The 16,138-nt window shown below is 63.7% G+C and carries 20 protein-coding genes; 8 read left to right on the top strand and 12 right to left on the bottom strand.

The window, feature by feature from the left end; all coding sequences use genetic code 11:
* Nucleotides 1-197 (top strand): hypothetical protein (locus ABLE93_RS17825; RefSeq protein ID WP_348841197.1); only part of this gene is annotated, 197 nt, incomplete at its 5' end.
* 421 nt (nt 198-618) lie between these two features.
* Here the strand turns inward: ABLE93_RS17825 and ABLE93_RS17820 are convergent.
* The 3 genes from ABLE93_RS17820 to ABLE93_RS17810 are packed head-to-tail and all read right to left on the bottom strand — an operon-like array spanning nt 619 to nt 1,582.
* The gene (locus ABLE93_RS17820; protein WP_348841196.1) at nt 619-774 is read right to left on the bottom strand and encodes a hypothetical protein; all 156 of its coding nucleotides are present in this window, start codon (nt 772-774) and stop codon (nt 619-621) included.
* A complete protein-coding gene (locus ABLE93_RS17815) occupies nt 771-938 on the bottom strand; it encodes a hypothetical protein (RefSeq protein ID WP_348841195.1) in 168 nt (55 codons plus the stop codon). Before ABLE93_RS17815 ends, ABLE93_RS17820 begins: the two co-directional genes overlap by 4 nt.
* Before the next feature lie 11 nt (nt 939-949).
* Nucleotides 950-1,582, bottom strand: a complete 633-nt coding sequence (locus ABLE93_RS17810) for a glutathione S-transferase family protein (RefSeq protein ID WP_348841194.1) — start codon at nt 1,580-1,582, stop codon at nt 950-952.
* A gap of 112 nt (nt 1,583-1,694) precedes the next feature.
* On the opposite strand from ABLE93_RS17810, the gene ABLE93_RS17805 reads away from it, so the two are divergent.
* Nucleotides 1,695-2,573, top strand: coding sequence for a LysR family transcriptional regulator (locus ABLE93_RS17805; RefSeq protein ID WP_348841193.1), 879 nt, complete (start codon nt 1,695-1,697; stop codon nt 2,571-2,573).
* A 378-nt stretch (nt 2,574-2,951) separates the two neighbouring features.
* Here ABLE93_RS17805 and ABLE93_RS17800 read toward each other — a convergent pair whose 3' ends face one another.
* Genes ABLE93_RS17800 through ABLE93_RS17775 form a run of 6 tightly spaced genes read right to left on the bottom strand, consistent with a single transcriptional unit; the run spans nt 2,952 to nt 8,041 of the window.
* Nucleotides 2,952-3,668: an SDR family oxidoreductase gene (locus ABLE93_RS17800; RefSeq protein ID WP_348841192.1), complete on the bottom strand. Its 717-nt coding sequence runs from the start codon at nt 3,666-3,668 to the stop codon at nt 2,952-2,954.
* Entirely contained in the window at nt 3,668-4,393 is a 726-nt protein-coding gene (locus ABLE93_RS17795) for an ABC transporter ATP-binding protein (protein ID WP_348841191.1), read from the bottom strand. Before ABLE93_RS17795 ends, ABLE93_RS17800 begins: the two co-directional genes overlap by 1 nt.
* Nucleotides 4,390-5,166, bottom strand: coding sequence for an ABC transporter ATP-binding protein (locus ABLE93_RS17790; RefSeq protein ID WP_348841190.1), 777 nt, complete (start codon nt 5,164-5,166; stop codon nt 4,390-4,392). The genes ABLE93_RS17795 and ABLE93_RS17790 overlap by 4 nt, the downstream gene beginning before the upstream one ends.
* On the bottom strand, nt 5,159-6,001 hold the full coding sequence (locus tag ABLE93_RS17785) for a branched-chain amino acid ABC transporter permease (RefSeq protein WP_348841189.1): 843 nt from the start codon (nt 5,999-6,001) through the stop codon (nt 5,159-5,161). The genes ABLE93_RS17790 and ABLE93_RS17785 overlap by 8 nt, the downstream gene beginning before the upstream one ends.
* Complete coding sequence (locus tag ABLE93_RS17780) at nt 5,998-6,879, bottom strand: branched-chain amino acid ABC transporter permease (protein ID WP_348841188.1); 882 nt, start codon at nt 6,877-6,879, stop codon at nt 5,998-6,000. The genes ABLE93_RS17785 and ABLE93_RS17780 overlap by 4 nt, the downstream gene beginning before the upstream one ends.
* A 34-nt stretch (nt 6,880-6,913) precedes the next feature.
* Nucleotides 6,914-8,041 carry an ABC transporter substrate-binding protein gene (locus ABLE93_RS17775; RefSeq protein ID WP_348841187.1) on the bottom strand — a complete coding sequence of 376 codons (1,128 nt, stop codon included), beginning with the start codon at nt 8,039-8,041 and terminating at the stop codon, nt 6,914-6,916.
* A 309-nt stretch (nt 8,042-8,350) separates the two neighbouring features.
* On the opposite strand from ABLE93_RS17775, the gene ABLE93_RS17770 reads away from it, so the two are divergent.
* From ABLE93_RS17770 to ABLE93_RS17750, 5 genes are read left to right on the top strand one after another with little or no spacing between them, the layout of a single operon-like run.
* Nucleotides 8,351-8,920 carry a pyridoxamine 5'-phosphate oxidase family protein gene (locus tag ABLE93_RS17770; RefSeq protein WP_348841186.1) on the top strand — a complete coding sequence of 190 codons (570 nt, stop codon included), beginning with the start codon at nt 8,351-8,353 and terminating at the stop codon, nt 8,918-8,920.
* A gap of 2 nt (nt 8,921-8,922) precedes the next feature.
* Nucleotides 8,923-9,576, top strand: coding sequence for an RraA family protein (locus ABLE93_RS17765; protein ID WP_348841185.1), 654 nt, complete (start codon nt 8,923-8,925; stop codon nt 9,574-9,576).
* On the top strand, nt 9,576-10,601 hold the full coding sequence (locus ABLE93_RS17760) for an FAD-binding oxidoreductase (protein ID WP_348841183.1): 1,026 nt from the start codon (nt 9,576-9,578) through the stop codon (nt 10,599-10,601). The genes ABLE93_RS17765 and ABLE93_RS17760 overlap by 1 nt, the downstream gene beginning before the upstream one ends.
* Complete coding sequence (locus ABLE93_RS17755; RefSeq protein WP_348841182.1) at nt 10,602-11,528, top strand: carbon-nitrogen hydrolase family protein; 927 nt, start codon at nt 10,602-10,604, stop codon at nt 11,526-11,528.
* Nucleotides 11,529-11,537: 9 nt separating this feature from the next.
* A complete protein-coding gene (locus ABLE93_RS17750) occupies nt 11,538-11,828 on the top strand; it encodes a YciI family protein (protein ID WP_348841181.1) in 291 nt (96 codons plus the stop codon).
* 18 nt (nt 11,829-11,846) lie between these two features.
* On the opposite strand, the gene ABLE93_RS17745 is transcribed toward ABLE93_RS17750, so the two are convergent.
* On the bottom strand, nt 11,847-12,827 hold the full coding sequence (locus tag ABLE93_RS17745) for a LysR substrate-binding domain-containing protein (RefSeq protein ID WP_348841180.1): 981 nt from the start codon (nt 12,825-12,827) through the stop codon (nt 11,847-11,849).
* Nucleotides 12,828-12,837: 10 nt separating this feature from the next.
* Entirely contained in the window at nt 12,838-13,617 is a 780-nt protein-coding gene (locus ABLE93_RS17740; protein WP_348841179.1) for a class I SAM-dependent methyltransferase, read from the bottom strand.
* Nucleotides 13,618-13,871: 254 nt separating this feature from the next.
* On the opposite strand from ABLE93_RS17740, the gene ABLE93_RS17735 reads away from it, so the two are divergent.
* Complete coding sequence (locus tag ABLE93_RS17735; protein ID WP_348841178.1) at nt 13,872-14,561, top strand: MSMEG_1061 family FMN-dependent PPOX-type flavoprotein; 690 nt, start codon at nt 13,872-13,874, stop codon at nt 14,559-14,561.
* A 46-nt stretch (nt 14,562-14,607) separates the two neighbouring features.
* Here ABLE93_RS17735 and hglS read toward each other — a convergent pair whose 3' ends face one another.
* Complete coding sequence (gene hglS, locus ABLE93_RS17730) at nt 14,608-15,972, bottom strand: 2-oxoadipate dioxygenase/decarboxylase HglS (RefSeq protein ID WP_348841177.1); 1,365 nt, start codon at nt 15,970-15,972, stop codon at nt 14,608-14,610.
* Nucleotides 15,973-16,138 lie beyond the last annotated feature (166 nt).

Below are 16,138 nucleotides of genomic sequence, written 5' to 3'. Positions count from 1 at the left end.
TTCAGAGAGACATCAAGGCCGACGTACACCATGGGGACCTCCCGGCGCTGGGTTCAGGCCCCGATCGTCCTCTTCGCCGCGGAACGCCGCAAACGGCTCAAGAGATCAGGACCGAATACCCCATCTCTTCTGAAAAACGGCTGCGCTTCATGTCCTGGTCCTCAAGTCGGGCCAGAACGAACTTCAAGCTGGATTAGACATGAGGGGCAACGTCATTCCGAAAACAAAATCGGGGGAAAACCGGGTATGATCCCGGGTAAAAGATGGTGCATTTTTGAGATATTCACAACTTAATTCAGCCTCTTAGGCGGAGTAGATCGAACTCCTCTCTCTCCGCCATAACTTATTTATTGTGCATAGTTTTTTGACTTTTGCGCTCCGCCGCGAATAGAGCGGGCGGTTCAAAGGCATGTTCGGTCGCTCGTCGAGCAGCCTTTTGCAGAGACGCGGACGGTACCGGAAACGGTCGGATCGTCGGCCAATATCACCCGACGCCATTTTGGTGGTACGGTTTGCCGCGCAATGTTCTTCGCAACTTGTCGTGGACTGCCGGACCAGGAACGAAAACCCCGCCGGTCGGCGGGGCGTTCATCGGTCAGCCTTTGTTGGTCGGGTTGATCACCTGAACCCGAGTTCGCGACGCTGCTCCGACCAGTCCTTCTGCAGGCTGGCCAATGACAGCTTCAGGGCAGAGAGTTCGATGGGCTGGCGCCAGTCTAGGATCGCTGCGGTGATGTCCGATGCGATGAAGCTCAGGCGGACGATGCGGGTCAAGTAGGATGGCGGACGCTGCTCATCGTCGCGAGTTCGGTGATGGATTTACCATCGCCCTGAAGGACCAGATCCCGGAATCGTTGGGCGCGGGCGAGCAGCCGCAGCAGGCTGCGATCGGGCTTGCGGTTCTGGTGGGCCTGCGGTGCATCGATGAGATGACGCATCTGAGGGAAGGTCAGGCCGCCGGGACGAGGGCATCGACGCGGGCGATGGCGCGTTGCACGGCGGGCCGCGCGGCGATCGTGTCGTACCAGCGGGAGAGGTTGGGGCGGGCGTCCAGCGTCACGCCGGGAAAGGCGCGCCGCCACAGCCAGCCGAAATGGGCGATATCGGCGATGGTGAAATCGTCGCCGGCGGTGAAAGGCTGGGTCGCCAGCTTCGCTTCGAGGAGGCCGAGGATGCGCTCCGCCTCGGCGGCGAAGCGGGCCTCGGCGATGGGCTGAGGTTCGGGCGACGACCGCTTGAAGAAGCCGGCATTGCCGAAGGCCGGGCTCAGGCCGGACGCGTGGAAGAACAGTTGCTCGAAGACGCGCGCCCGCCCCTGTGCGTCGGCCGGCATCAGCTGGCCGCTCCTTTGCGCGAGATGGACCAGGATCGCCGCGCTCTCGGTCAGCACGAATGTGGTTTCGCCGTCGCGCTCGACCAGCACCGGAACCTTGCCACCTGAGTTCAAGGCGAGGAAGTCGGCGTCCTTCTGCTCGCCCTTGCGGACGTTCACCGGCTTCAGCTCATAGGCAAGGCCCATCTCTTCCAGCGCGATCGGGACCTTGACGCTGTTGGGCGTGGCGAATGCATAGACTTCGATCATGTTCAGCTCCGCGAACCGCGTCTCGGCGTGTTCGTGAGCCTGTTATGCTCATTCCTGAGATGTTGCGGCAGGCGGGTTGAGGCGATAATTTTCATTCCTAGGAGGAATGAGCATGGATCGCTTTCAGGCCATGCAGGCCTTCGTGACGGTGGTGGAGACGGGATCGTTCTCGGCTGCGGCGCGGCGGATCGGCGTCGGCCAGCCCGCCATTTCCAAGACGATCGCCCAGCTGGAAGATCGCCTTCAGGTGCGCCTGCTCGTGCGCTCGACCCACAGCCTCGCGCCGACCGATGCGGGCGTTCGCTTCTATGAGCGGGCGCGATCGGCCATCCGGGAGGCGGAGGAAGCGGAGCTGGAAGCGCGCGGCGCCGGCGCAGGCCTGACGGGACGCCTGCGCGTCTCGGCGGCGACGACCTTCGCGCGCCTGCTCATCGTTCCGCGTCTTCCCGAATTCCTCGCTCGGCATCCCGACATCGAGATCGACGTGCTGCTCGATGACCGCGTCATCGATCTGGTCTCCGAGGGCATCGATCTGGCCTTGCGGATGGGGGAATTGACCGATTCCGCCGCAATCGCCCGGCGGATCGCCCGCGGGCGGCGCTCGGTGCTGGCGACGCCCGACTATCTCGCGCGCGCCGGCACGCCCCTCGTCCCGGCCGATCTCGCGATGCACGAGGCGATCGTCTACAGCCAGCTCGGCGGCAGCTGGACCTTCCGCCGGAACGGCACGGAGGCGTCCGTCGCGGTCAGAGGACGCGTGCAATTGAGCGCGGCGGAGGGCATCCGGGCGGCCGTGCTCGCCCATATGGGACTGACGGTCAATTCGGACTGGATGTTCGCCCCCGAGCTTGAGAGCGGCGTGGTGCGGCGCGTGCTGGAAGACTGGGAACTTCCACCGGTCGATCTGTGGGCGGTGTACCCCACCGGGCGGCTTGCGAGCGCCAAGGCGCGCGCATTTGCGGATTACGTGGAGAGCATCCTGACCCAATAGAGCTATTCGAAGTGTATCGCGAGGCGCCAGAACCGGAAATTTGCTCGGGCTTTCACAAATGGCTGGCTTGGGGACCTTTGCAGGCAGTCAATTACCGGCACGAAATGTGGGAAAGCCGACACTCCGCATCCGGCCCCACGGAAGAAGCAGGTCGAACGGCCAAACCGCGCCATTTAGCGGACATTGCTCCTCGCCCGTAACACCATTTTCGATGCATCTTCGTGAGCAAAAAACGCTCGCACGAATCGACCCGTTAGGGGTTGAGGAAATAGGCGCACTTTGCAGCGATCGATGAAGCCCCTCGGCTAGTATCCGGGGTGGGTGCTAGGGCATTTGGATCCCTCACGCCGAGATTGATGCTCCGCTTCGATGAACGGTTCAATTCGGCATTTTTCCGACGGTAAGCCCCCCGCAAACATAAAGAAGCTGCCCCGTCACGTAGCTTGCTGCCTCGGAGGCAAAGAAGACCACGGCGGATGCGACCTCGTCCGGCTCTCCCACGCGCCTCGAAGGGATGCTGGATAGGTTGGCTTTGGTCCTGGGATCATCGAGCGGGTTGTTGGCCAGGAACAGCTCTGTGCGAATCTGGCCCGGGCTCACCACATTGACGGTGATTCCGAACGCGGCCAGATCGATCGCCATGGTGCGCGACAGGCCGATCAGCGCGGCCTTTGTAGCAGAATAGCCCCCGCGCCCCGGCTTGCCGAGAATGGCGCCGCTCGCGATATTGACAATGCGGCCCCAGGATTGCTGCCTCATCCGCGGCAGGAAGGCCTGGATGGCCTCGATGGTCGCCTCGACATTGACGCTCCACATCTCGTCCAGCGCGTCCTTGGTGATCGAGCCGGTCGGCTCGATACGCGCGGCGCCGACGTTGTTGATCACGATGTCGATGCCGTGCCGGTCGGCGATTGCGGCGAAGGTCGCGGCGCGTTGCGCGGCATCGTGGAGGTCGCATTCGTAGAAGGCGCCGTCGAACCACGCTGGCGTATTGCGGGCGATGCCGACGACCTCGAGCCCCGACGCTGCCAAATTGCGGGCGATGGCGGCGCCGATGCCGCGGGTGGCGCCGGTGACGAGCGCGGTTCTGGCCATCACAGATAGTCTCCTTCTCCGCCGAGATAGGCGGTCGTGATCCTCGGATCGTTCGCCAGCTGCCGGCCCTCGCCTTCCATCACGATGGAGCCTGTCTCCATCACATAGGCGTAGTCGGCGAGCTCCAACGCCCGCAGCGCGTTCTGCTCGACGAGCAGCACGGTCGTGTCGGTCTTGCGCAGATCGGCGATGACCTTGAACACCTCGTCAACGATGTTCGGGGCAAGGCCCATGCTCGGCTCGTCGAGCAGCAGCAGCTTCGGACTGGAGATCAGCGCGCGGGCCATGGCCAGCATCTGCTGTTCACCGCCGGACAGCAGGCCGGACACTTGGGTGCGCCGCTCCCTGAGGCGCGGAAACGTGTCGTACATGGCGTCCCGCCGACGCGCGAACTCCACCCCCGACAGCCGGAAGCCGCCCATGCGCAGGCTTTCCTCGACGGTGAGCCGCTGGAAGGTTTCGCGGCCCTCCGGGACATGGGCGATTCCCCGCGCGGCCATGCCGGCCGGATGGCTGCCGGTGAGTTCCTCGCCGAAATAGCTGATGCTGCCTGTCTTGGCTTTGACGAGGCCGGAAATGGCGCGCATCACGCTGGTCTTACCTGCGCCGTTCGCGCCGATGAGACAGACCGTCCTGCCGGCCGGGACATCAAGGGAGATGCCTTTGACCGCGGTGACGCCGCCGTAGGCGAGGACCAGATCTGTAATCAGCAGCGCCGGGCTCATGCACTTTCTCTCATGCTGGCGGCGGAGGAGCCGAGATAGGCGTCGATGACGCGCGGGTCGTTCCGCACAGCGAGCGGTGCACCATCGGCCAGCACCTCGCCGAAATTGAGCACGGTGATCCGGTCGCTAAGTTTCATCACAAAATGCAGGTCGTGCTCGACCACGACCACCGTCAGACCGCGCTGGCGCAGCGCGATGAGGAGCCTAGCCAAGTCGCGTGTCTCGGTCGGGTTCATGCCCGCGGCGGGTTCGTCGAGCAGCAGCAGCGTCGGGCCGGATGCCAGCGCGCGTGCGATCTCCACGCGACGCTGATGGCCGTAAGACAGTGCCGTGACCGGGCTGTAGGCCAGGTCCGCGAGCCCGACCTGCGTCAGGATCTCAAGGCACCTTTGATGGCAGCGGCGCTCCTCGGCGCGGCCCTTGCCGATGCCGAGGATCGACAGCAAGGGATTGGCGCCAAGCGCAGGGTGCATGCCGCACATCACGTTCTCGATGACGTTCATTCCGGCAAAGAGGCGGATATTCTGGAAGGTCCGCGCCATGCCGCATGAAGCGCGCTGGTGGAGGGGCAGCCCGGTGATGTCGATGCCTCCGAAGAGGATATGGCCGGCGTCTGGCCGCTGCACCCCGGAGATGACGTTGAATATGGTCGTCTTGCCGGCGCCGTTCGGGCCGATCAGGGCGTGAATGCTACCCGGCCTGACCTGAAACGACGCCTCCTTCAGAGCCATCAGACCGCCGAACCGAACGGAAATGTTCTTGACCTCAAGCATGGCGGCGGGCCTTCGGAACGCGCCACGACACCAGGCCCTCAGGCCGGAAGGCGACAACCAGGACGATGATCAGGCCGTTGATGAGGGACCGATAGTCGGCGAGACCCCGCAGAGCCTCCGGCAGGCTGGTCAGGATCGCAGCACCGAGCACGGCGCCGACGGGCGACGAGACGCCCCCCATGATGGCGAAGCTCAGGATAGTAACCGTCGCCTCGAAGCTGAAATCCTCGGGGCTGATGGACGAGTGGGAATGCGCGTTCAGCACGCCGGCGGCGCTTGCGATCATCGCCGCGACCACGACGATCGCCATCTTGTAGCGGAAGACGTTGATGCCGAGCACCTGGGCTGCTGTCTCGTCGGAGCGGATCGCCTCCATTGCCCGCCCGACCTTTGAGCGGATCGCGGCAAAGCAGCCCGCGATACAGACCAGGACACAGCCATAGATGAACACCGGCGAGGCGGAGGTCGGGATCCCGTTCAGGCCAAGGGCGCCCCCGAGCGGCTCTGAATTGATGATGATGGCGCGCAGCACCTCGCCGAACGCGATCGTGGCGATGCCGAGGTAGACGCCCGACAGCCGCAGCATAGGCCAGCAGACGGCGAAGGCCGTCAACCCCGATACGGTCATGGCTAGGACAAGCGTCACCGGCAGGGAAAGCCCGCAGTTCAGGCTCAGCATCGCGCTGGTATAGGCGCCGATCGCCATGAAGGCGCCTTGCGCGAGAAACAGCTGGCCCGTCGCCAGGACGAGATAGACCGACAACGCCAGCAGGCTGTTGATCCCGACCGAGAGAACCAGGCTTTCATAGGTCCACCACAGATCTTCAAAGCTCATGGGCGCCTCGCATTGATCTGTTTCACCAGTCCGTTGGGGAAGATCCAGAGCGTCAGCAGAAGCAGGGCGAAGGTCAGGACCTCCCGGTAGAGCGAGGACCCGTAGGCCGAGGTGAGGATTTCCATGATGCCGAGCGCAAGCCCGGCGATTGCGGCTCCTGGCAGGCTCCCGAGACCGCCGATGATGACGATGGCAAAACCCCGCAGCATCATGAACTCGCCCATGTAGGGTTGGACTGCATTGAAGTTCAGCCCGATCAGCATGCCCGCCGTGGCCGAGAGTGCTGCGGCGAGAAACGAGACGCCGAGCGTGATCAGCATGGGATTGATGCCGACGATGAGCGAGGCACGCTCGTTGTCGGCCGCCGCGCGGATCGCGATGCCCCACCGTGAGAACTTCAGGAAATAGGCCAGCACGCCGATGACCAGCGGCGCGATGGCCAGAATGGCGATCTGCACGCCGGTGATGGACACCCCGCCAAAGCGATACAGCGCGCTCGGCCCGAAATCGACCGGGAAGCGGCGGGCCTCGACCCCGAAGGCGTGGCCCAGAAGGGAATACAGGAACAGCGCCGCGCCCATGGTGATGATGAGCGAGGCGAGATAGCGCCCCTCCCGGCCCTTGAGCGGCGTCAGCACCGCCCAATCGATCAGGGCCGCGATCAGGCCCACCACGCAGACCACCGCCGGCACCACCGCGATGAACGGCAATCCGAAAGTGGTGGCGAGCACCAGCGCGACATAGGCCCCCATGGCGAAATAGACGCCATAGACGAGGTTGATCACGTGGAGCACGCCGAAGATCAGGTTGAACCCGATCGAGAACAGGCAATAGATGGTCCCGAGGACCAGCCCGTTGAGCAGTTGTTGCGCTAGCATCGTCCCACCTTCACCGGCGGCCTCCGGCTTCGCTCTACTGCACGATCTTGAACGTACCGTTCGCGACCTCAAAGGTCACGACACCGTCGGAGAGCGCAGCCTCACGGTTCTGGTCGAAGCGGAACGGACCCATGACGCCCTTGAAATCGACCTTCTGTAGGGCGTTGCGGATCGAGTCCGAGTCCATCTTGCCGCCGGCGTCCTTCAGGGCCTGAGCCACGATGTTCATGCCATCATAGCCTTGCGCGCCGAACTGGTCGGGCACCTCGCCGTACTTGGCCTGATAGGCGGCGATGAATTTCTTGTTCGCATCGTCGTCCTTGGCGATCGACCACGGGCCGCTCACCATCGTGCCCTCGGCGGCGGGGCCGGCGAGTTCGATGATCTTCGGCGAATTGAAGCCATTCCCACCGATGAAGCGGACCTTGGACAGGCCAAGGCGGCGCGCTTGCGTCAGGATCGATGCACCGGCATCCGGATAGGCACCGACCAGCACGGCATCGACATTGAGGCCGGCAAACTTGGTGAGCTGTGCCGAGAAGTCGGAGTCCTTGGAGCTGAAAGCCTCTACCGCGACGATCTCGATACCGTTGGCGGCAGCTTCCTTCTTGAAGATGTCCGCAGAGCTCTTCATGTTGGAATCATCATTGGCGAACAAGATCGCCGCGCGCTTGATGTCGTAGAGCTTCTTCGCACGCTTCAGGCTGGCCGGAATCAACCGCTCTTCCGGCAGCGAGGCACGGAAGGAATAGTCGCCGATCGAGGCGATGCCCGGCGCGGTGGCGGTCAAGGCGATTGAGGGTACGCCGCGCTGGTTGGCGATCGGCGTGGCGGCGAACACCTCGGTGCTCAGCGTCGGCCCGATCACGAGCACGACCTTGTTCTGGCCGATGACCTTGCGGACCGCATTGATCGCCTGGTCCTTGCTACCCGCCGTGTCTTCAGTGAACAGCTTGACCGGCCGGCCGTTGATGCCGCCGGCTTTGTTGATCTCTTCGGCGGCAAGCTCGATGCCCTTGTTGGCGTTTGCGCCGTATTTTGACTGAGGGCCGCTCAGAACCTGGACCACGCCGAGGGGGATCGGCTCGGCATCGGCGGCGAATGCCGGCGTCGCCAGCGCCATCAGAAGCGCACCCAGACAGGCGGATTTCGTCATCTGCATCGCTAAATATCCCTCTGGTCCGGCTTGTCGTTGCCCGCGACGATGACCGGAAACTTTCGCATGCCCAATTCCAAAAATCTCAAGTCAGAAGTGCGAAAGCTTTGAGCCCGCGTTAAGTGCCCTTCAAATCGCCAGCTCCGCCCAAATAAGCGGCGAGATCCATGGGTGCGACAACGAATTGCCTAAGGCGCGGCACGCATGGCGAGACTTGAGTTTTTTGACATGCTTCCTTCGCAATTTGTCGTGCGCCCGCTCGTCGATCTTACTGCTAGTTGAGGAGGCCTCGATCATCTCAATCCGGAGAGGCTGATGTCCCGGTTTTACGATAAGATTGATCAGACCTTTTCCGAGTTCATCGATAGGCAAAAGATGTTCTTGGTCGCCACCGCTCCGATAAATGGGCGCGTGAACGTGTCGCCGAAGGGTATGGATACCTTTCGTGTGCTCAGTCCAACCCGCGTCGCTTATCTCGATGTAACGGGAAGTGGCAACGAGACGGCGGCACACGTCTGCGAGAACGGCCGCATCACCTTCATGTTCATGAGCTTCGGCAAGCAGCCGATGATCTTGAGACTTTATGGCACCGCCGCGATCGTTCAGCCCGGTGATGCAACGTGGGACGAGCTTTATGCGCTTTTCCCGAAGCTTCCTGGCGTGCGTCAGATCTTTGTCGCGGACATCGCTTCGCTCCAGACATCCTGCGGCTTCGGCATTCCGGAGTACGAGCTGAAAAAGGAGCGCACCACGCTCAACCAATGGGCCCAGGCGCAGGGCGAGGGCATGGTCGACTACTGGGTCGATCACAACCTCGAAAGTATCGACGGACTGCCGACAAACCTCAACCTTGAGGGCCGCGAAGGCCTGGAAGCAGACGCCTGACCATGTACGACGCGCAAACCATCGCCTTGTTCAAGGGTGTATCGATGACGGCGCTGTCCGACGCCATCGACGCGATCACGAGCAGAAAGCTCTTCATCAACCATCAGGTCCGCCGCCTCACCGGCGGCCGCCTGGTCGGCCCAGCGGTCACGCTCATGACTGCGCCGACCGCCGAGCGCGCTATGCACAACGTCGGCATCAAGCTGCTCGACACCGCGGTGCCGGGCAGCGTTATCGTCGCCCAACTTGAGGGAGAGACCGACGCCGCGCTCTGGGGCGCGCCCGAGATCGCGGTCGCGATCCGCCGCGGCGTCGCCGGCTTCGTCGGTGACGGTGCGATCCGCTCAGTATCCCAGGCGGCCGGTTCCGACTTCGGCATTTTCGCCACCAACGTAACCCCCGCGGGCGGCTTCGGCCGGCTGAAGACCATGTTCAGCGACCAGCCCATTGAGTGCGGAGGGGTAGAGGTCGATCCCGGCGACCTCATCGTTGGCGACGAGGACGGCGTCATCGCCGTGCCGCGAAAGCTGGTGCCCGACATCGCCGCGACGGTGATGCGCTTCGAAGGCCGCCAGGCGAAGCTGATCGAAGCCGGCCGCGAGCTCGGCTCGATCAAGGAAGCGCTCGCCCTGCACTGGACCGTCGAGGTCCAGTGATGACCGTCACCACCATCGAGCTGACCTTCAGCGATCGGGAGGTCGTCAGCTTCATCGCGGACAGGAGCATGTCGCTGATGGAGGCCGCGGCGAAGAACGGCGTTCGCCTCGCCTCCGATTGCTTGAGCGGCACCTGCCAGACCTGCAAGTGCGAGATGGCGAGCGGCAAGATCGCCTATGAGGATGAACACGAGATCGCGCTCGACGATGGCGAACGCGCTGCAGGAGCGATCCTGCCCTGCCAGGCGAAGCCCCTCTCGGACGTGATCAGGCTGAGCATGCCCTACACGCGGATTTCGCAGTTGCCGCGGCGCTCGCGCAAACTCGTGATCACTGCGATCAGGCGCGTCTCCGACAGCGTGTTCGAGGTCGCAGGCAAGTGCCATGGCGGCCGCATGTTCGCGTTTCTGCCGGGTCAGTATGTCAATCTCAGCGTACCCGGCACCGATGCCGTCCGCTCCTATTCGATGATGACGCCGCCGGAGCAGGAGGAGGTCGGTTTCCTCATCCGCGCGCTGCCGAACGGCGCCATGTCGACCTATCTGTCGGCTTCGGCGAAGGCCGGAGACGTGCTGTCCATAACCGGCCCGTTCGGCACCTTCTATCGCCGCCGCGAGACTGGGACCTGCATTATGGTCGCCGGCGGCACGGGACTGGCTCCGATGCTGTCGATGCTACGCGAGCGGGCCAGGCGCCGGGACACTGACGGCCCCGTCGTAATTGCCTTCGGCGTGAACACCGACCGCGACCTTTTCTATCGCAACGAGCTTGAAGCGCTCAAGGCAATCTTCCCCGGGCTGCGCGTCCTCGTCGCCGCCATGTCGCATGGCGATGATTGGCAGGATGCGACCGGCACCGCGGTCGATCTCGTCACCAGCGATCTCATAGGCCCGCCACCGACGGCGACTGCCTATCTGTGCGGCCCACCCGCGATGGTCGAGGGCGCCCGCCGCAAGCTGCTCGATATGGGCATGTCGCGAGAGCAGATCTTCGCCGAAGAATTCCAGCCGACGGGAGCCAACTAGATGGCCGTATCGCTCATCGCCGCCGCCGCGCAGCTTGCGCCGGTTTTCCTGGATCGCGACGCCAGCACCGAAAAGGCGTGCGCAACCATCGCCGACGCCGGCAAGGCAGGCGCGCGGCTCATCGTCTTTCCGGAGACCTACCTGCCCGGCTATCCCTATTGGAATCTGGTACGGGACCCTTTCACCAACAAGCGCACCTTCTTCCGCCGGCTATTCGACCAGGCCGTGACGCTCGACAGCCCCACCGTGAAGCTTCTGGGCGAGGCGGCGCGCAAAGCCAAGTGCATGGCGGTGATCGGCATCAACGAGCGCGACGGCGGCACGCTTTACAACAGCCAGCTCATTATCGACGCCAATGGCGAGGTGCTCGGCTGCCGGCGCAAGCTCGTCCCCACCCACCACGAGCGCATGACTTGGGGACGCGGAGACGGTATCGACCTGGATATCTACGAGACCTCGGTTGGCAAGCTAGGCGCCCTGATCTGCTTCGAGCATTCCAATCCACTATACCGTTACGCCGTCCAGGCGCAGGGCGAGCAGATTCACGTCGCCAACTGGCCGGGTGGCATGCCGTGGATCGACGGCATCATCGACGCAGCGGTGCGCCACTATGCGTTCGAGGGCCAGTGCTTCGTCATCTCGACCACCGGCGTCCTGACGCAGGAGATCATCGACCAGTTCGGCGAATCCGCCAGCGGCAAGCTGCAGCCCGGCGGTGGCTGCTCGGCGATCATCGCGCCCGGCGGGAAGGTCCTGGCCAAGCCCGCACACGATGGCGAGACCGTGCTTTACGCGGAGCTCGATTTCGATTCCATCACCGACATGAAGGAGATGGTCGATTCGATCGGGCACTATGCGCGGCCGGACGTCGTCCAGCTTCATCTGACCAGGACGCGGCGCTCGCCGCTGGTCGTGTCCTCAGGCTGAGGCTACGCCATGATCTTTGTGGTTCACCGCATCGATGCACCGGGCCGCTCCGCCGAGAGGGGACGCCTGCGCGCCGCCCATCTCGACTATCTCAGGCAGTTCGAGGACCGCATTCTTGCGGCCGGCCCCTATTGCGATCCTGACACGGGTGAAGACCGCGGCAGCATGTTCCTGATCGAATGCGACACCCTCGCCCAAGCCCGCGCCTTCGCGCAGGATGATCCCTTCACCGGCGTCGGCATCTTCGCCGAGCTTCAGGTGTGGGAATGGAAGCGACGCCTGGGCTCTCTTGTGTTCTGACTGACCTCGTGCCCGCCCTCAAGGTTTCGAGGCAAGTTCCAGACGCAGCCAATCGCGCAGGATCGCGACCGGTTGCGCACTTTCGGCGTCCGCCATCGTGAAGAAATAATAGCCCCGCGTCGCCACCGCGAGGCTTGAATCGAGCGGCTGCACCAGCCGCCCCGTCTGCAGCTCGTCCATGATCTCGACCGGATCGGTCAGGATCACGCCCAGCCCCTCGATCGCTGCCTGGATGGCGAGAATCTGGCTGGAGAAGGACAGCGTCCGCTGCTCCCTCTGCAGGGAGAGGCCGGTCGCATTGAGCCAGAGCTGCCAGTCGTCCGGCCTGTCGTCGGCTTTCAGCATGCGATTTTTCAGGATGTCCACGGGCGCGATGATGGCCTGTTCGATACGGCGCTGAACGGTGGGGCTGCAGGCGATGCCGAGATGCTCGGCGAACAGCTGCTCGCCCTCCAGGTCCGGCCAGTCGTTGGAACCGACGTGAATGAAGCAGTCGACGGTCGCGCTACGTTCCACCTCGCGCCCGACATGCGTCGCCACGCGAATCTCCACATCTGGATACATGGCGTAGAACCGGTTCAGCCGGCCGAGAAACCAGCGCATGGCGAACGAGGCCGGCATGCTGATGGTTACGATCTGCGGTCCGGAGCGCCGCCTGAATTTCTCGACCGTGCTTTCGAGCTGTTCGAAGACAGCCGTCAATCCGGGCAGCAGCGCCTCGCCATCGCGCGTCAGCTCCAGCCCGCGGCCGGTGCGGCGGAACAAGGCAACCTGCAATTCCGCCTCAAGGTGCCGGATCTGGTGACTGACGGCTGACACCGTGATGCAGAGCGCATCGGCCGCGCCCTGCATGTTGAGATGACGCCCGACCACCTCGAAGGTCCGCAACGAGCGCAACGACGGCAGCCGGTCGCGGCGCGTGGGCGAGCCCGGCTTGGCGGTAGCCTCGGCGCTGGCGAGCCGCTTTTCCAACTCAGCTGGGTCGATGGCGTTCGTCACTTGGCTCCCATCACTTGGTTGCCAGCCGCGCCTTGAAGCGCAGGTGATGATAATCCGCGGTCCAATGGCCGCGCGCCGTTTTCATCGTGTGCGACATGAGCCGCGCGGCTTCCTCGCAGGCCTCGTCGCGCTGCTCGGGCGGCAGGGCGTCCAGGAACCAGCGTCCCAGTTTCTCGATCCATGCCTTGGCGCCGGAGGGCATCGGCGTCGGCCGATGGAACGTATGCACGGCATCGATCAAGAAGCCGGCAGTCTCGAGGGAATCGCAGAATTCCTCGGCGGTCAGAAAGTCCCACGGAATGTGCGCGCCACCATCGATCCCACGACGATCCAGCACGGCGACGAGACCGGTGGTAATGGCAGCAATGTTGCCATGGCTACCGAGCTCAGCGGCGAACCGTCCCCCCGGCTTGAGCGCGCGCGCAACGCTCTCGATCACGAGGGGAACGGGACGCATGAAATGCAGGGCCGCATTCGAGAATGCAGCATCAAACGTGCATTGGAACGCTAGAGCCCGACCGTCCATCAGCCGCGCATCGATGCCGTTCTGGCGCGAGGCCTCGACCATCGCCGCATCGATGTCGATACCCACCACTTCGGCCCCGCCGGCCTGCACCAGGCGCGAGAGCGTCCCGTCGCCGCAGCCGACGTCGAGAATTTTCTCCCCCGGCTCCGGCGATAAAAGCTTGATGACCGAGGTTCCGTAATCGGCGACGAAGCGGGCCTCACAGGCGAAGTGCGTGGCCTGCGAAGGCGTGATAGGCGCGAAAAGGAGGTCCTGACGATCCATTGCGCGATCTCTTGTCAAAGATTGTGGCTGTCGCCGGGCCATGAAACGGGTCGACGGATGAAGCGTGGGGGACCATCGTGCCGAAAGCGCTGCCCATGGTGCGTCGGAACAGGCGCGGACGCCAGCGCAATTGCCTTGAAGTCTTCTCAAGTCAGCCTTGGACGTTTCGCGATTTGGCGGCGCCGCGCTCTCCGGCAAGTTCGCCCGAACGGCCGGGCAGCGATCGCCCGCGCCCCGATTGCAAAGGCTCGCCAATGCTACAGCCCCATCAAGCCGGCTCCCCCGAAACGCCGCCCGTCTTCGGCTCCGTGGTGCGCACCGAGGCCCGGCTGCGCGAGATCGTGCCGGAGCCGTCGGCAAGGATCACGTCGGCCAAGGTCCAGCACAGGCTGGACGCGCATTGCGCCATGTTCTTCGCTCTGTCCCCTTATCTCGTAATGGCCACGAGCGACAGCGAGGGTCGCTGCGATTGCTCGCCGCGCGGTGGCACGCCGGGCTTCGTCAAGGTGCTCGATGACCAGCACCTTCTCATCCCGGAACTGAGCGGCAACCGCCGCGCTGATACATTGCGCAACCTGATCCAGAACCCGCAGATCGGCCTGATGGTGCTGATCCCCGGCTACGAGGACTTCCTGCGCGTCAATGGCGAGGGCTGGGTGGTCGAGGACCAAACCGTGCTTGCGCAGGCCGCCGTCATGGGCGCAGAGCCGACCGTCGGCATCGGGGTGCGCATTCGTGAAGCCTACATGCACTGCGCCAAGGCTGCGAAACGCTCCCGTGTCTGGAACCCCGAAGATTGGCCCGATGCCAGCCGGATGTCGGAGATGGCGGTCATCCTGCGCGATCACACCGGTGGCGTCATCGGCGACGGAAGCGTCGACGCGATCCAGAAGATCCTCGACGAGAGCTATTCAAACAGGCTGTTCACCTCCTCGAAGTGGTGAAGTGCGTGGACGCACACCAGAGAGAAGGGAGACGACGCAGCCGCCATCAGCGACCGAGTTCAGCCAAGGCATCGCGGAGCGATGCGGCTTCCGTTTCGGCATAGAGCTTGAACTCGTCATGCACACTGGCTCCCAGCGCGGCCTCGAAGGCAACGCGGCTTGAGGCGACGTCATAACTCTGCCGCGGGGCGGAACCGAGATTAGACTGGAAGATGCCGGCGGCGCTGACCGGCAGGAAATCCTCATAGATGATCGGCGCCAAGCGGAGAAACCCGGCGGCGATCAATTTTTCCAACGGCTGGCCCTCTACCGCGTCGCGGGGGGCAGCCTTGCCCTGCGTCGTGGGCTCGTAGCGGAAATAAGCAAGACCCTGCGCATGCAAGGTCCCAACATCGTCGGGGAACGCTGCGAACGCCAGTTCCAGAGCCTCGTCGTATGGCTTCGGGGGCGATGCCAGGAACCGAGCAAGCAGCGTATCGTAGACACGACGTCCCTCCGGCGTCAGCGCGACGCCACGCTGCTCGATCTCGCCGAAGCGCGCAGTATGCGTAGAGACCGACGCCTCTCCCTCGGCCGCGACGAACTCGATAGGCTCCTCCAACGCCTTGAAGCTGGTCTGACGAAGGAGAATCGGACACTGGCGCCGCGGCGGCCCTTCGATGACCTCCTTGGGCGAGATGCCCTTGGCCGGCATCCGGCGCTGCACCGCGTCGATGTCCAACGTCCGCGGCGTCAGATGATTGATGTGAGGCCCCTTGAAGCAGACAACATCCGCGATCAGCCGGTGCGCGTCGTGCAGTGCCTGATAGGTTTCATGATCGACGGGGGACTTGCGGTGCCAGCGGAAGGTCTCAAGCGCCTCGCACACGAACTCCTCCGCCTCGGGCTGTGCCAGTCCACCCTGCCGCTCGGACAGATCGATGAGCACCAGCGTCCGCGGCGTAAAGATCGCCCGGCGCCTCAGCAAGTGTTCAGCCCGCGCCCGCAGCGCCTCGTCCTCGATCAGGTCGAGGCGCAGAAGCGAGGTGAATACCCGAAAGGGATTGCGCCGCAGCGAAGCGTCATCGATGGGGCGAAAGGCCGTGGCGTGGACCGGAGTGCCGGCCCCGGAGAGGTCATAATAGCCGACCGGGTGCATGCCCATCACCGCAAACAGCCGCCGGATTGTGGCCAGTTCTTCGGCCGTGCCCAGACGGATGGCACCGTGGCGCTCCACGTCGAGTCTGTCGATCTCGCCGGCCCGTGTCATCGCACACTTCAGGTCGTGATCGGCCGCAAGAACCTCGCCGTTGACCTCCTTGACGAGTTCGAGCAGCGCGCCGTACTGCGGGACCTCCTTCCTGTACATGTCGGACATCGCGCTTGAGAGAAGGGTCCGGATTTCATCGGGCGATGCGAAATTAGACATCATTGAACCCACAGCTTGTGCGCTTCCGGCACACCGGCAACGATAACTGGCGGCTTCGGCTGTATTTCTTGACTCGAACTCCGCCGCGATGACTTCACGTACAGATAATCGTACGCGGAGGAGGGCGCCTCTTAAATTTGTTGCAGAGCGACTCGCAAAAATCTCAACC

The sequence above is a fragment of the Xanthobacter pollutisoli genome (assembly GCF_040044995.1).
Lineage (GTDB): Bacteria > Pseudomonadota > Alphaproteobacteria > Rhizobiales > Xanthobacteraceae > Xanthobacter.
The sequence above is the reverse complement of the archived record's forward strand: the minus strand, read 5'-3'. Positions and strand labels throughout refer to the sequence as shown.